The organism is Pandoraea sp. PE-S2R-1, from assembly GCF_002179865.1.
In the GTDB taxonomy this organism is placed as follows: domain Bacteria; phylum Pseudomonadota; class Gammaproteobacteria; order Burkholderiales; family Burkholderiaceae; genus Pandoraea.
On record NZ_NGUR01000005.1, the window covers coordinates 29,056 to 43,145 of the forward strand.

Here is a 14,090-nt window from a genome sequence, read left to right on the forward strand (position 1 = left end):
CTTTTTTTAGAACAGGTATCGAACCGGCACGTGGCAACTCTGCCAAATGCTGGTGACCCGCAGTGCGCAGGCGCGTCGGGCGGTCCGGATGTCACGGGGGGAATTTCGTGGCGCTCGGACCTTGTTCCTTCGACCGTCCGCACGCTTGCGAACGACATTTGCCGCCCTTACCAGTGATCCGATGATTCCCGGTCTTCTCAAAAAAGTATTTGGCAGCCGCAACCAGCGGCTCATCAAGCAGTACCAGAAAACCGTCGCGGCGATCAACGCGCTCGAGCCGCAGATCGCACAGCTGAGCGACGAGCAACTGCGTGGCAAGACTGAGGAATTCAAGCAACGTATCGCCCAAGGGGCGAGCGTCGACTCGCTGCTCGTCGAAGCCTTCGCCGTCTGCCGTGAAGCGGGCAAGCGCGTGCTGAAGATGCGTCACTTCGACGTGCAGTTGATCGGCGGTATGGTGCTGCACTTCGGCAAGATCGGCGAAATGCGCACGGGTGAGGGCAAGACGCTCGTCGCCACGCTGCCGGCCTATCTGAATGCACTCTCGGGCAAGGGCGTGCACGTCGTGACGGTCAACGACTACCTGGCCCAGCGCGACGCCGAATGGATGGCGCGCCTGTACAACTTCCTCGGTCTGTCGGTGGGTATCAACCTGTCGCAGATGCCGCACGATCAGAAGCAGGCCGCTTACGCCGCCGACATCACGTACGGCACGAACAACGAGTTCGGCTTCGACTACCTGCGCGACAACATGGTCTACGAGACCGAGCAGCGCGTGCAGCGGGCCCTGAACTACGCCATCGTCGACGAAGTGGACTCGATCCTGATCGACGAAGCCCGCACGCCGCTCATCATCTCGGGTCAAGCCGAAGATCACACCGAGTTGTACGTCAAGATGGATCGCCTGCCGGCGATGCTCGAACGTCAGATCGGTGAAGAGAAGGCCGACGGCACGGGCGTTGAAGTGCCGGGCGACTACACGCTCGACGAGAAGGCACGTCAGGTGTTCCTGACCGAGCGCGGCCACGAGAAGGCCGAGCAACTGCTCGCCGAGTGGGGCATGATCGCCGAGGGCGACAGCCTCTACGCACCGCAGAACATCACGCTGATGCACCACGTGTATGCCGCCCTGCGCGGTCACACGCTGTTCCACAAGGATCAGCACTACGTGGTGCAGAACGACGAGATCGTCATCGTCGACGAATTCACGGGCCGTCTGATGTCGGGCCGTCGCTGGTCCGAAGGTCTGCATCAGGCCGTGGAAGCGAAGGAACACGTCACGATCCAGCACGAGAACCAGACGCTCGCCTCGATCACGTTCCAGAACTACTTCCGCATGTACGCCAAGCTCTCGGGCATGACGGGTACGGCGGATACCGAAGCGTTCGAATTCAACGAAATCTACCGTCTCGAGACGGTGGTGATCCCGACCAACCGTCCGCCCAAGCGGATCGACCGTCAGGATCAGATCTACAAGACCTCGAAAGAGAAGTACGACGCGGTCATCAAGGACATTCGCGATTGCGTCGAGCGTGGCCAGCCGGTGCTGGTGGGCACGACCTCGATCGAAACCTCGGAATATCTCTCGCAACTGCTCACGCGCGAAAAGCTGCCGCATCAGGTGCTCAACGCCAAGCAGCACCAGCGTGAAGCCGAGATCGTGGCGCAAGCAGGCCGTCCGGGCGTGATCACCATCGCGACCAACATGGCCGGCCGCGGTACCGACATCGTGCTGGGCGGCAACGTCGAGAAGCAATCGGCGTTCATCGAAGCCGACGAAAACATTTCGGAAGCCGACAAGCAAAGCCGCATCAAGCAATTGCAGGACGAGTGGCAAGGGTTGCATGAGCAAGTGAAGACCGCTGGCGGTCTGCACATTATCGGCACCGAGCGTCACGAGTCGCGCCGTATCGACAACCAGTTGCGCGGCCGTTCGGGCCGTCAGGGCGACCCGGGTTCGTCGCGTTTCTACCTGTCGCTGGAAGATCCGCTGCTGCGCATTTTCGCGGGCGACCGCGTGCGCGCGATCATGGATCGCCTGAAGATGCCCGAAGGCGAAGCCATCGAAGCCGGCATCGTCTCGCGCTCGATCGAATCGGCACAACGCAAGGTCGAAGCGCGTAACTTCGACGTGCGTAAGCAACTGCTCGAGTACGACGACGTGGCCAACGATCAGCGCAAGGTGATCTATCAGCAACGTAACGAACTGCTCGAAACGCAAGACGTCTCCGAAACCATCGCCGGCATGCGCCAGAGCGTGTTCGAAGATATCGTGCGCGCCTACGTACCGGCCGGTACGGTGGAAGAGCAGTGGGACCTGAAGGGTCTCGAGACGACGCTGCGCGAAGAGTGGCAGCTCGACCTGCCGCTGCAATCGCGCATCGAAGGCGCCGACGAGATCGACGACGAGGACATCCTCAAGGAAGTGCTCGAAGCCGCCGAGGCCGCCTACAGCGCCAAGATCGATCAAGTGGGCCGCGAGTCGTTCTCGGGCTTTGAGCGCTCGGTCATGCTGCAAAGCGTGGACTCGAACTGGCGCGAACATCTGGCCGCCCTTGATCACCTGCGCCAGGGTATCCATCTGCGCGGTTACGCACAGAAGAACCCGAAGCAGGAGTACAAGCGCGAAGCGTTCGAACTGTTCTCGCAGTTGCTGGAAACCATCAAGCTGGAAGTCACGCGCGTGATCATGAACGTGCGGATTCAGTCGCAGGAAGAGCTGGAGCAGGCGACCGAATCGCTCGAAGACAACGCGGGCGGGCTGGTCAACATCGAGTTCAAGCATGACGAACTCGAGACCGTGGGCGGTGAAGGCGAAGTCGACGAGGACGCCGGGCGTCCGGTGGTCGCGGCGATCGCCTCGGCTGCTGCTGCGGTGGCCGGTGGCGACGATCTGCTGCCGAAGGTTGGCCGCAACGATCCGTGCCCGTGCGGCAGCGGCAAGAAATTCAAGCACTGCCACGGCAAACTGTCTTAAGATGTGAACCGAGCGACGCGGCGCCGACCAAAAATCGGCGCCGAGTCGTTTGTGGCGCCGGTACTCGCAGTCTCCGGCCGCACCGATCAACCGCCGCCCGGGCGGACTGTCGTGCCGACGTCGCCAGGGCGGGAGATGCAACCCTTACCTCTCGCGGGCGAACCCTCATGGCCGTCAATTTCCCCTCGATCGAAGCCTCCCAATTGCGCGCCGTGCCCGGCGTCGAACTGGGTTGGGCCGAAGCCAATATCCGTAAGCCGAACCGCAAGGACGTGCTGGTCATGCGACTGGCCGCCGGTAGCACCGTGTCGGGCGTGTTCACCACGAACCGCTTCTGCGCGGCGCCGGTCACCGTCTGCAAGGAGCATCTGGCCGCACACGCGGGCATTCGCGCGCTGGTGGTAAACACCGGCAACGCTAACGCCGGCACCGGTGAGCCGGGCATGGCCGCGACGCGCGCCACGTGCGACGCACTGGCCAAGCTGCTGTCGGTTTCGCCGAACCAGATTCTGCCGTTTTCCACGGGCGTGATTCTCGAACCGCTGCCGGTCGACCGTCTGGTCGCGGGGCTGCCGCAAGCGATTGCCAATCTCGCACCGGCGCACTGGTACGAAGCCGCCCAATCGATCATGACCACCGACACGCTGCCGAAGGCCGCCTCGCGTGAAGTCGTGATCGACGGCCAGACCATCGTCATGACCGGCATCAGCAAGGGCGCCGGCATGATCAAGCCGAATATGGCGACCATGCTCGGTTACGTTGGCACCAACGCCCGTGTGGCGCAGCCGGTGCTCGACGCGCTGGTGAAGTACGTGGCCGACCGCTCGTTCAACGCGATCACCATCGATGGCGATACCTCGACGAACGACTCGTTCATCGTGGCCGCCACGGGCCAGACTGAATTGCCGGAAATCAGCAGCACCGACACGCCGGCGTTTGCCGCCTTGCGCGACGCGCTGCTGTCGATCTCGCAGGAACTGGCGCAACTGATCGTGCGCGACGGTGAAGGCGCCACCAAGTTCATCACCGTGACCGTCGAAGGCGGCCGCGACGTGGCCGAGTGCCGTCAGATCGCGTATGCGATCGGCCACTCGCCGCTGGTGAAGACGGCGTTCTTCGCGTCGGACCCCAATCTGGGCCGGATTCTGGCCGCGATCGGCTATGCCGGCGTCAACGATCTGGACGTCAGCAAGATCGACCTGTATCTGGACGACGTGCTGGTCGCCCGCGCCGGTGGCCGTAACGCCGACTATCGCGAAGAAGACGGTCAGCGCGTGATGAAGCAAAGCGAGATCACGGTGCGCGTGGTGCTGGGCCGCGGCGACGCGGCAGCAACGCTGTGGACCTGCGATCTGTCACACGACTACGTGAGCATCAACGCGGACTACCGCTCCTGAGCCCCGACGCGACAGCGCTCGTCTTCCACCGGAGGCGAGCGCTGTCGGTGACATCGATGCGTGCCTGACCGGCACGGGCGATGCGCCGTTCGAGGTGCCGGCAACACGGGCTGGCAGGCAGGTCACCGATGGCACGAGCATCGGGGCCGATAGCGAAGGGAAACGACAACACCGAACGACGAGACATCGACTGGCATTTTCCCGCCAGCGCAAGGATTCGAAGCATGGACAAGCTGGAGCAGTTCCTCACGCGCGCCGAAGGCGTGCTGGCCCGACTGGAGGCGATGTTGCCGCCGGCCACGCCCGAGACCGACTGGAATGCGGCAGTGGCGTTTCGCTGGCGCAAGAAGCAGGGACGCGGGTTCCTGCAACCGGTCGCGCACGTCTCGGAAATCACGCTGGGCGATTTGCAGAACATCGAGCGCCAGAAGGGTTTGATCGAACAGAACACGCGTCAGTTCGTGCGCGGTGAGCCGGCCAACAACGTGCTGCTCACGGGCGCACGCGGCACGGGCAAGTCGTCGCTGATCAAGGCCTGCCTGAATCAGTATGCGAGCGAGGGCCTGCGTCTGATCGAAGTCGACAAAGACGATCTGGTCGATCTGGGCGACATCGTCGACCTGATTTCGGCGCGTCCGGAGCGCTTCGTGGTGTTCTGCGACGACCTGTCGTTCGAGGACGGCGAGTCGGGCTACAAGGCGCTGAAGGTCGCGCTCGACGGCTCCATCGCCGCACAATCGGACAATGTGCTCATTTACGCGACGTCGAACCGCCGCCATCTGTTGCCCGAGTACATGAAGGACAACGAGACCTATCGCCACACCGATGACGGTGAGATTCATCCGGGCGAAGTGATCGAAGAGAAGATCTCCCTGTCCGAGCGTTTCGGCCTGTGGGTGAGCTTCTATCCGTTCAAGCAGGACGACTACCTGAGCATCGTCGGTCACTGGCTGCAACACTTCGGTGTGCCGGCCGATCAGCTTGAGAAAGCGCGCCATGAGGCGCTGATCTGGGCGCTGGAGCGTGGATCACGTTCGGGACGTGTGGCGTTCCAGTTTGCGCGCGATTGGGCGGGCAAGCTCAGCGGTGCCGCGGCGTCCTGACGCTTTTTCAAGACCGACAACAGACCCGCAAAAAGCCGGGGCGTGTGCAGCGATGGCGCGCCCGGCCAAGAGAACCGCAGACTTATGACTGAATCGAAGCGATACGCGCCCGATGGGCGTGCCATTACGGAAGTGGCGGTTGGCGTGATGGTGCGCCCCGATGGCACGGTGCTGCTCGGCCAACGCCCGGCAGGCAAACCGTATGCCGGTTACTGGGAGTTTCCGGGCGGTAAGCTCGAAGCGGGTGAGTCGGTGGCGGCGGCGCTGGCGCGCGAACTGCACGAAGAGCTGGGCGTGACGGTCGTGCGATGCGCACCATGGCGTGTGCTGGAGCACGATTACCCGCATGCGTATGTCCGTCTGCACTTCTGCAAGGTCACGGCATGGGACGGCGAGCCGCATGGCAAGGAAGGGCAGGCATTGGCGTGGGAGCGGCCTCCGGTGGGCGTTACCCCGTTGCTGCCGGCCGCAGAACCGCCGCTTACCTGGCTCGCCGAGGAAATGGCCGGCAAGTAATCAGGTCACGGACGCACCACGGCAGGTCTGAAAAACAAGAAAGGCACCCTGGGGTGCCTTTTTTGTTTTATCGACTAACTTCAGCGACTAAATTCAGCGCTCCGTCGGATCGAGCGGTGAGTCTTGCGAAGGATCGTCAGCGACTTCTGCGGGAATGGTGTACTTCTCTGCGGCCCATGCGCCGATGTCGATCTGCTTGCAGCGCTCCGAGCAGAACGGACGAAACTTGGCTTCAGGGCCCCAAACGACTTTCTTGCCGCAGGTCGGACAATTGACGACGGTTGTCATGGTCTTACAGATTGCAGAGTGTCAGCAGGAAAGGTACGTCGCTGTCGACCGGACGGGGCTTCAGATCGCCGTCCTGCGTGGTGAAACGCACCCAAAGCATGTACTTGTTGGCGCTGGCTTCCGGGATCACGCGCAGATCGGCGGCCACGCGCACCTGCATGAGCTGGTAGACGCGGCCCGTGAGCATCTGCTGATAGCTGCCTTGCTGCGCCATCGCCTTGCTGGCGTGACCGGATTCGCGCGCCAGTCCGAGCACGATGCCGATGGCATCACGCAGCGGCATCAGCGGACCAATCCACTTGTCGATGTCCTGGCGGCGCTGTTCGGTATCGTTGTGCCGCCACGCGTAATACGACGGCAGATCGAAGCGGCACGTTCCCCCGGGGATCACCGAGCGGCTGCGAATGCTCGACAGCCATTCGTTGTCGTTCAGGTGTTGACCGGGTTTGCCGGGAATCTGATTGAGATTGGCAATCGCGCGCTCGACTTCGTCGATGAACTGTTCGAGGGCATCCGACGCGATGTCGGGATTGCCGCGATAGGTTTGAAGCGTCAGCCGCTGCCGATCCAGTTCTTTGACCAGATCGTTCTTCAGGTCGGAGCGCCCCGCGATGTCCGCGATTTCGAACATGGTGATCAGCGCCGCGTGATGATCGAGCGGCTGATCCTGTCCGACGAAAAAGGCAAAGCGCCCGAACAGCTCTTCTAGCCGAAGCAGCGTGCGAATGCGTTCGTTGAGCGGATATTCGTACAGGATCAAGCGCGTTGGCCCAAAAGTTGGCGCTTTTCAGCGTAATGGCGACATTCTAATGCGGGAATCCAAAGAGAAGCAACGCGCGTCGGCGTTCCATGGCGCGCAATTGCCATGTGCGTTGTCAACGAGCGCTGCATTGCGATGTCCCTGTGAGCGTCGAGTGACTCAGTGTGCACCGAATTGCCCCGCGAGTTTGAGATATTCCGCATGCAGGCGATCCACACGTGAGGTCAGTGCAGCGTGTTGCGTGTCGTTGTCGACGACATCGTCGGCGAGCGCGAGCCGCTGTGCTCGCGTGGCCTGCCGCGCCATGATCGCCAGCACCTGATCGCGCGAGAAATGGTTGCGCGCCATCACGCGGGTGATCTGCGTTTCTTCCGGACAGTCGACGACAAGTATGCGTTGTACACGTTCGCGCCACGTGCCCGACTCGACCAGCAACGGCACTACGAAAATCAGATAGGGCCCTTCGGCTTGCGCCGCCGCTCGCTCGCACTCGGTGCGGATCAGCGGATGGGTAATGGCCTCCAAACGCGCTTTTGCATCGTCATCGGCAAAGACGAGTTCGCGCATACGGGCCCGATCGAGCGAGCCGTCGGGGGCCACGAAATCATCACCGAACGTGCGGCGGATGGCAGCCATGGCGGCACCGCCCGGTGCGGTAATGCCGTGGGCGATCGCATCGGTGTCGATAATGGCGATGCCGTGCGCGGCAAACAGGTTGGCGACAGTGGTCTTGCCGCTGCCGATGCCGCCGGTCAGGCCGATGGCGTAAGTCATGGGGTGCCTCCGATCCACATCATCAATTCATTGCCGCCGAACAGCGTGGCAATACCCCCCGCCGCGAGAAACGCGCCGAACGGAAACATCTGATCGTGGCGCAGCCGGCCCGCGATCCAGGCGCTGCCCGCCACCACGATGGCGAGCAAACACGCCAGCGTCATGATCTGCAACAGCGAGGCCCATCCGAGCCATGCGCCGAGTGCAGCGTAGAGTTTGAAGTCGCCAAAACCCATGCCCTCGCGGCGCCGCAGCAGCCAATAGACCCAGTACAGCAGCCAGAGACTCAGGTAGCCCGCCGCCGCCCCGATCACCGCAGCCGGGAGCGTGGCGAACCAGTGGCCCAGATTACAGAGGAGGCCCGCCCATAGCAGCGGCAAGGTGAGGATGTCGGGCAGCAGTTGTGTGTCGAAATCGATGTAGGCGAGTGTGATGAGCGTCCATACGAGGCCAAGGGCGCCTACGCTCTGCCAAGTCGGGCCGAAGCGCCATGCCACGGCCACGCTCAGCAGCGCAGTAAGCACCGACAACTGCCAGCGGCGTGTCGGCGCAGCGTCGGGCAGCGGCACGGCCTGGAAACGTTCTGCGGATAGGGCGGTGATCGATGCCAGCGGAATCTCCGTATCGCCATGGTCAGGGGATAAGGCAGACGCACTTGCGTTGATCGAGTTGATCGAGTTGATCGAGGTGGCGGATGTGGTCGCGATGGCTGACTCTGCCAGCCATGCAAGTTCGACGGCGACCGGCACGCGGCGTATGGCGATATCGAGAAAGAGGCCTGCGACGATGCCGGCGGCAGCAAAGAGCGCAAAGCGCCAGTGCGGCGCCAGTTGGGCGAGAAAGTCGATGAGCAGAGGCTCTGCGTAGCCGTTCATGCGACACCGTATCCGAGTTGGAACATCGGCAGATACATGGCAAGCACCATGCCTCCGATCAGCAGTCCGAGCAACGTAATCATCATGGGTTCCAGCGTCGCGCAGGCGCTCACCAGCGTATGTGCGGCTTCTTCGTCCAGCAGATCGGCCGCCTGGTTGAGCATGCGCCCGAGTGTACCCGATTCCTCCCCCACCACGGCGAGTTGTGCGATGACCAGCGGCCAGTGTGAATCGGCCTCCAGGGCCGTCGCCAGCCGTGCACCGCGGGCGACCGACACGTGCACGACGTGCGCGGACTGTCGGATGACGAGGTTGCCACAGGCGTTGGCCGCGGCGTCCATTGCGTCGGCCAGCGCAATGCCCGCGTCCAGCAGTGTGCCAAGCGTGCGGGCCCAGCGCGCGGTGCTCGTCATGCGCACGATCGGTCCGATACCGGGCAGTTTCAGGATCAGGCGATCACGCCATCGTCGCGCGCGCGAACTGCGCCTGAGCGTCACGCTGATCGCGACGCCTGCGGTGCTGAGGGCGGCCAGCAGCCATGGTCCGTCGTCGAGCGTGACGCGAGACATGTCGATGAGCCATCGGGTGAGCGGTGGCAACGGTACGCCGCCGCCAGCGGCGTTGGCAAAGAGCCGTTCGAACTCGGGGATGACCCAGCGAAGCAGCGCGATTACGATCGCGATGGCCACGCCCAGCACGGTCAAGGGATAGGAGAGCGCCCGCTGGAGTTTTTCGCGGAGTGCGCGCGTGTGGTCACGCTGCGTACTGAGGCGGGCGAGCGTCGGTGCGAGTTGTGCGCCCAGTTCGCCCGCGGCGACCAACTGACAATCGACGGTGTTGAAATGATGTGTTGCACGCGCCATCGCCTGTGCCAGCGGAAAGCCTTGCCTGACGTCGTGCCCGATTTCTCGCGCGAGACGTTTGAGACCACGGGCGTGCGCACCGCGCGCGAGGATGTCGAGTGCGGCACTCAAGGGCACACCGGCTGCCAGCAGCGTGGCAAGGCGTCGCATGAGATTGGCGGCATCGATGGCTTTCACGCGAATGGCGGCGGTGTGGCGGCGTCCGGCGCTCAGGTGCGTCACGCCCACATGTTGCCGACGCAATTCGAGGCGTGCGATCGCTTCACCCGTCGCGATCAGCTCTCCTTGCCGGGCACGGCCATCGGCGTCGTGCCCCTGCCAGTGCCAGCGACGGGGTTGGGCGACTGGGGCGCGCCGGGTCGCCCCGTCAGGCAGGTGTTGTCGCATCGACATCCTCCTGACAGATCGTGCCCGCACTGGCGTGCCACAAGCCCGCTTCGCGCAGCGTCATCACGCCTTCGCTCGCCGCCTGCGCCGCTAGTTCGTGAGGACTGCGCGATTGCGCGATGTTGACCGCTTGCGTGGCGCTGATCGGCATCACCTGAAACACACCAATGCGGCCCGCAAATCCAGTGCCGTGACAGCGCATGCAGGTGTGGCGGCGCTGCGGTTCGTCGCGGCCCTCTCCAGGCGCTCCATGCTCGGCAATCCCGGACGGGGCCGACGGCGTCTCCTTCGATGCGTCGGCGCCCCCGGCCACATCACACCCCGCCGGACAACGGCGCCTGACGAGACGTTGCGCACTGACCAGCAGGAGCGCCGACGACAGATTGAACGGCGCGACCCCGAGATCCAGCAATCGGGCGACCGTGCTCGAAGCATCGTTGGCGTGTACCGTGGCGAAGACGAGATGACCCGTTTGCGCCGCTTGTACGGCAATCGAGGCGGTCTGTGCGTCGCGGATTTCCCCGATCACAAGCACGTCGGGATCTTGTCGAAGGAAGGCGCGCAAGGCGGTCGAGAAGTCGAGCCCGGCCCGCTCGTTGAGATTGACCTGCGTGACGCCCGGCAGCCGGATTTCGACCGGATCTTCGATCGTCACGATATTGCGTGTGGTGTCGTTGAGCCGCCGCAGGCAACTGTAAAGCGACACCGTCTTGCCGCTCCCTGTCGGCCCCGTGAGCAGGATCATCCCGTGCGGGCGCGCGATGGCACGTGCGAGCGCCTGATATTGCACAGGCGTATAGCCGAGCGATTCGAGCGAGAGCGGCACCTTGGCGCCATCGAGCAGCCGCACCACCAACTTCTCACCGTAGAGCGTGGGCAACGTGCTGACGCGGCATTCGACAGGTTCGCCCGATTCACGCCATAACATCCGGCCATCCTGCGGCAGACGCTTCTCCGAGATGTCCAGATGGGCGAGTACCTTCAATCGGGCAACCAGCATGTCGCGCCACGCGACCGGCACTTCAGCGTGTTCGTGCAGTTCGCCATCTACGCGCAAGCGAATGCGGAACCGTCGTGCCATCGGCTCGAAGTGAATATCGGAGGCACCCGCGCGCACTGCTTCACCGAGCATCTGTTCCAGATACTGGAGAGGCGAAGCCGCTTCGGGGGTGGGGGCAGGGGATGAAAATGACGCAGCAACCGGCGCGTCCACACTGCGCGATTCAGCGGGCGTGTGACGGCGTGGCGTCGAGACGGCTTGCGATGACATGACAGGGAATGACGAGAGCGACGTGAAGCTTCAGTCTCGTCAAATCCCTGGGGGATCTCAATCGGAATTGCCCGAAAAATGGGGGGATGTTACGCGCAGTGAACGAGGAGATTGCAACCCGCTAGCCCCGTTTAATTTGCGTTACCTGCACGGCCGTCGTCAGTTGGCAGATTGATGCCCCGCCGGTTTGAACAATCGTACGGTCTTGATCGCCTGATTGTCGATCTGCACGATCTCCATGCGCACGCCGCTGATCTCCAGACTTACCGACGCTTCCGGAATCTCGCGCAGCACTTCGAGGATCAGGCCGTTAAGTGTCTTGGGGCCGTCGGTGGGCAGATGCAGGCCCAGGCGGCGATTCAGGTCACGAAGTCCGACGCCGCCACTGACCAGACAGTCGGCATCTTTGCTCCAGCCCGAGCGGCTGCCGCCCGAGCCGTGGGTGCTCGTGGTGAACTCACCGATCAGTTCCTCGATGATGTCTTCGGTCGTCACGAGCCCTTCGACTTCGCCGTATTCGTTGACGACGAGACCCACGCGGCGGTGGTTCTCCTGAAAGTACTGCAACTGGCGCAGCGCAGGCGTATCGCTCGGAATGAAGTACGGCTCGACGAGCAGCGCGCGAAGGGTGTCGACCGTGAGGTCGTCGGGGTGGCGCAGCGCGGAGAGTGTGCGGCGCACGGGAAGAATGCCGACGATGCGATCGATATCGCCGTCGTACACCGGCAGCTTGTTGTGATAGCAGGTCTCGAGCTGCGAGAGGATCGTCTCGAGCGGTGCCGAGATATCGAGTGCTTCGATGCGCGCGCGCGGCACCATCACGTCGTCCACCGCGATGTTCTCCAGATCGAGCAGGTTGAGCAACACACTGCGCGGTTTGGTCGGCATGTAGTTGCCGGCTTCCAGCACGATGGTGCGCAGTTCTTCGGTGGTGAGACGTGTTTCGCTGGCATCGCGGCGCGTATTGATGCCGAGCACACGCAGAATGCCGCGCACGAAACCGTTGAGCACCCAGACGAGTGGCGTCGCAAGCGTGACGATCGGTTTGAGCAGCGCGCTGGTGGGCAGTGCGATGCGTTCCGGGTAGGTCGCACCGACGATTTTCGGACCAATCTCGGCGAACACGATGATGAGCAACGCAATCAACGCTGTGGCAACGGTCAAGGTGACCGCGTCGTTGCCGAAGTAACGCACCGCAATGGAGGTGGTGAGTACCGGAACAACCGTGTTGATGACGTTATTGCCGACGAGAATCGTGGACAGCAGGTCTTCGGTACGGGAGAGCAGACCCTGGGTGTCTTTCGCGCCTCGGACGTTGAGGCGCACGAGATGTTTCAGGCGATGGCGGTTGAGCGCCATCATGCTCGTCTCTGAAATGGAGAAGAAGCCCGAACAGACGATCAGCAGGGCGACGGCGCAAATTTGCGCCCATAAGGGCAAGGCTTCCAAGCGTATTTGTGCACCAGTGGCGCGGGGGGTGGCAATGAGTTGCCACTATAGCAGAGGGGGGCCGTCGTTCCGCCGGCGTGGCGCGGTTGTCCGCGAAGGTCGCGAATGCAACGGAGTGCAAGGTATTTGCGCAGGACGGGGGATGACGCAGAAATAAAAAAACCGCCGGACGAATCCGGCGGTTTTTTTGCTTTGCATGAGAGCAAAGTGAATCTTGGTCGGGGTGAGAGGATTCGAACCTCCGGCCTCTACGTCCCGAACGTAGCGCTCTACCAGGCTAAGCTACACCCCGCTTTCGATTTTGTCGCTTCGCCTTGTTAAGTGCGTCGCGTTATCGAGTAAGAACACAATTCTAGCAGGCTATTTTTGTATTGTGAAGAGGGGAGTGTAGAAATAATTTGTGCGGCGGCATCGGCTTCTTCTTGCGCACGTGCCAGCGTGTAGTCGAGTGCCCCCGTGCGCGTGATCGCGGCGAGGATCGGCTCGAACTTGTCGGTGCCGCCATTTTCGATCGCTTCCCGCACGAGCGCGCGTTCGGCTTCGGTGCCGTGTTGCAGCACATGAATCAGCGGCAGCGTCGGTTTGCCTTCGCGCAGATCGTCGCCGGCGTTCTTGCCCATCGCATCGGTGTCGCCCGCGTAATCGAGCCAGTCATCCATCAATTGGAACGCGGTGCCGAGGCGGCCGCCATATTCCAATACCGCCGCTTCCGTCTGTGCATCGGCATTCGCCAGCACGGCGGCGAGTTGCGTGGCCGCTTCGAAAAGGGTGGCGGTCTTGTACTTGATGACCTGGAGGTAGCGCGCTTCGTCGACGTCCGGGTCGTGCATGTTCAGCAACTGGAGGACTTCGCCTTCCGCAATGACGTTCGTGGCGCGCGCGAGAATCTGCATGACTCGCATGTTGTCCACGCTCACCATCATCTCGAACGAGCGGGAGTACAGGAAGTCGCCGACGAGTACCGACGCCGCATTGCCGAACAGGGCATTGGCCGTCTGGCGGCCGCGGCGCAGGTCGGATTCATCGACCACGTCGTCGTGCAGCAGCGTCGAGGTGTGGATGAATTCGATGACGGCGGCCAGCTCGAAGCGAGCCGGCGAGGTGACGCCAAGCGCATTCGCGACGAGCAGCAGCAAGGCCGGACGCAGGCGTTTGCCGCCCGAATTGATGATGTACTCCGAGATCTGATTGATCAGGACCACCTCGGAGGCCAGCCGGTGGCGGATAAGCTGGTCGACGGCACGCATGTCGTCGGCGATGGCGGCCAGTACGTTCTGGGGAGAAGTCGAAGCAGTCAAGACAAGGCTCGGGTGAGGAAAAATTCGCCCCAAATTATATAGTGCGCGGGGCCACTTTCGGGCACCAGCCCCGCGGAATGACTGGCTTCACGGAAGTCTTTGACTCAAAAGGATAAAGTCTGTATAATCCCCG

At 62.7% G+C, this 14,090-nt stretch carries 12 protein-coding genes and 1 tRNA gene; 4 read left to right on the plus strand and 9 right to left on the minus strand.

Annotated elements, in window-relative coordinates; all coding sequences use genetic code 11:
• Positions 1-181: 181 nt before the first annotated feature.
• The 4 genes from secA to CDV44_RS01395 all read left to right on the plus strand — a co-directional run bounded on the left by secA (position 182) and on the right by CDV44_RS01395 (position 5,993).
• Positions 182-2,977 (plus strand): preprotein translocase subunit SecA, encoded by a 2,796-nt coding sequence (gene secA / locus CDV44_RS01380; RefSeq protein WP_087686364.1) that lies wholly within the window; start codon positions 182-184, stop codon positions 2,975-2,977.
• Between the two features lie 167 nt (positions 2,978-3,144).
• Complete coding sequence (gene argJ, locus CDV44_RS01385) at positions 3,145-4,374, plus strand: bifunctional glutamate N-acetyltransferase/amino-acid acetyltransferase ArgJ (protein ID WP_087686365.1); 1,230 nt, start codon at positions 3,145-3,147, stop codon at positions 4,372-4,374.
• 224 nt (positions 4,375-4,598) lie between these two features.
• Positions 4,599-5,477, plus strand: coding sequence for an ATP-binding protein (locus tag CDV44_RS01390; protein ID WP_087686366.1), 879 nt, complete (start codon positions 4,599-4,601; stop codon positions 5,475-5,477).
• An 84-nt stretch (positions 5,478-5,561) separates the two neighbouring features.
• Complete coding sequence (locus CDV44_RS01395; protein WP_087686367.1) at positions 5,562-5,993, plus strand: NUDIX domain-containing protein; 432 nt, start codon at positions 5,562-5,564, stop codon at positions 5,991-5,993.
• A gap of 93 nt (positions 5,994-6,086) precedes the next feature.
• On the opposite strand, the gene yacG is transcribed toward CDV44_RS01395, so the two are convergent.
• The 9 genes from yacG to CDV44_RS01440 form a co-directional block, all read right to left on the minus strand.
• A complete protein-coding gene (gene yacG, locus CDV44_RS01400) occupies positions 6,087-6,281 on the minus strand; it encodes a DNA gyrase inhibitor YacG (protein ID WP_087686368.1) in 195 nt (64 codons plus the stop codon).
• Between the two features lie 4 nt (positions 6,282-6,285).
• Positions 6,286-7,041, minus strand: coding sequence for a cell division protein ZapD (zapD, locus tag CDV44_RS01405; RefSeq protein ID WP_058376183.1), 756 nt, complete (start codon positions 7,039-7,041; stop codon positions 6,286-6,288).
• A 159-nt stretch (positions 7,042-7,200) separates the two neighbouring features.
• Positions 7,201-7,815, minus strand: a complete 615-nt coding sequence (gene coaE / locus CDV44_RS01410; protein ID WP_087686369.1) for a dephospho-CoA kinase — start codon at positions 7,813-7,815, stop codon at positions 7,201-7,203.
• Entirely contained in the window at positions 7,812-8,690 is an 879-nt protein-coding gene (locus CDV44_RS01415) for an A24 family peptidase (protein ID WP_087686370.1), read from the minus strand. The genes coaE and CDV44_RS01415 overlap by 4 nt, the downstream gene beginning before the upstream one ends.
• Entirely contained in the window at positions 8,687-9,940 is a 1,254-nt protein-coding gene (locus tag CDV44_RS01420; protein ID WP_170935819.1) for a type II secretion system F family protein, read from the minus strand. Before CDV44_RS01420 ends, CDV44_RS01415 begins: the two co-directional genes overlap by 4 nt.
• Entirely contained in the window at positions 9,921-11,210 is a 1,290-nt protein-coding gene (locus CDV44_RS01425; protein WP_087686372.1) for a GspE/PulE family protein, read from the minus strand. The genes CDV44_RS01420 and CDV44_RS01425 overlap by 20 nt, the downstream gene beginning before the upstream one ends.
• A 159-nt stretch (positions 11,211-11,369) precedes the next feature.
• Positions 11,370-12,659 carry an HlyC/CorC family transporter gene (locus CDV44_RS01430; RefSeq protein ID WP_087686373.1) on the minus strand — a complete coding sequence of 430 codons (1,290 nt, stop codon included), beginning with the start codon at positions 12,657-12,659 and terminating at the stop codon, positions 11,370-11,372.
• Positions 12,660-12,874: 215 nt separating this feature from the next.
• A tRNA-Pro gene (locus CDV44_RS01435) sits at positions 12,875-12,951 on the minus strand.
• A 25-nt stretch (positions 12,952-12,976) separates the two neighbouring features.
• Positions 12,977-13,906, minus strand: coding sequence for a polyprenyl synthetase family protein (locus CDV44_RS01440; RefSeq protein WP_237172219.1), 930 nt, complete (start codon positions 13,904-13,906; stop codon positions 12,977-12,979).
• Between the last annotated feature and the right edge of the window lie 184 nt (positions 13,907-14,090).

What these genes read in the sequence shown, in the direction of transcription:
- secA (WP_087686364.1), top strand. Translation starts at nt 182, where the DNA reads ATGATTCCCGGTCTTCTCAAAAAAGTATTTGGCAGCCGCAACCAGCGG.
- argJ (WP_087686365.1), top strand. Translation starts at nt 3,145, where the DNA reads ATGGCCGTCAATTTCCCCTCGATCGAAGCCTCCCAATTGCGCGCCGTG.
- CDV44_RS01390 (WP_087686366.1), top strand. Translation starts at nt 4,599, where the DNA reads ATGGACAAGCTGGAGCAGTTCCTCACGCGCGCCGAAGGCGTGCTGGCC.
- CDV44_RS01395 (WP_087686367.1), top strand. Translation starts at nt 5,562, where the DNA reads ATGACTGAATCGAAGCGATACGCGCCCGATGGGCGTGCCATTACGGAA.
- yacG (WP_087686368.1), bottom strand. Translation starts at nt 6,281, where the DNA reads ATGACAACCGTCGTCAATTGTCCGACCTGCGGCAAGAAAGTCGTTTGG.
- coaE (WP_087686369.1), bottom strand. Translation starts at nt 7,815, where the DNA reads ATGACTTACGCCATCGGCCTGACCGGCGGCATCGGCAGCGGCAAGACC.
- CDV44_RS01415 (WP_087686370.1), bottom strand. Translation starts at nt 8,690, where the DNA reads ATGAACGGCTACGCAGAGCCTCTGCTCATCGACTTTCTCGCCCAACTG.
- CDV44_RS01420 (WP_170935819.1), bottom strand. Translation starts at nt 9,940, where the DNA reads ATGCGACAACACCTGCCTGACGGGGCGACCCGGCGCGCCCCAGTCGCC.
- CDV44_RS01425 (WP_087686372.1), bottom strand. Translation starts at nt 11,210, where the DNA reads ATGTCATCGCAAGCCGTCTCGACGCCACGCCGTCACACGCCCGCTGAA.
- CDV44_RS01440 (WP_237172219.1), bottom strand. Translation starts at nt 13,906, where the DNA reads ATGCGTGCCGTCGACCAGCTTATCCGCCACCGGCTGGCCTCCGAGGTG.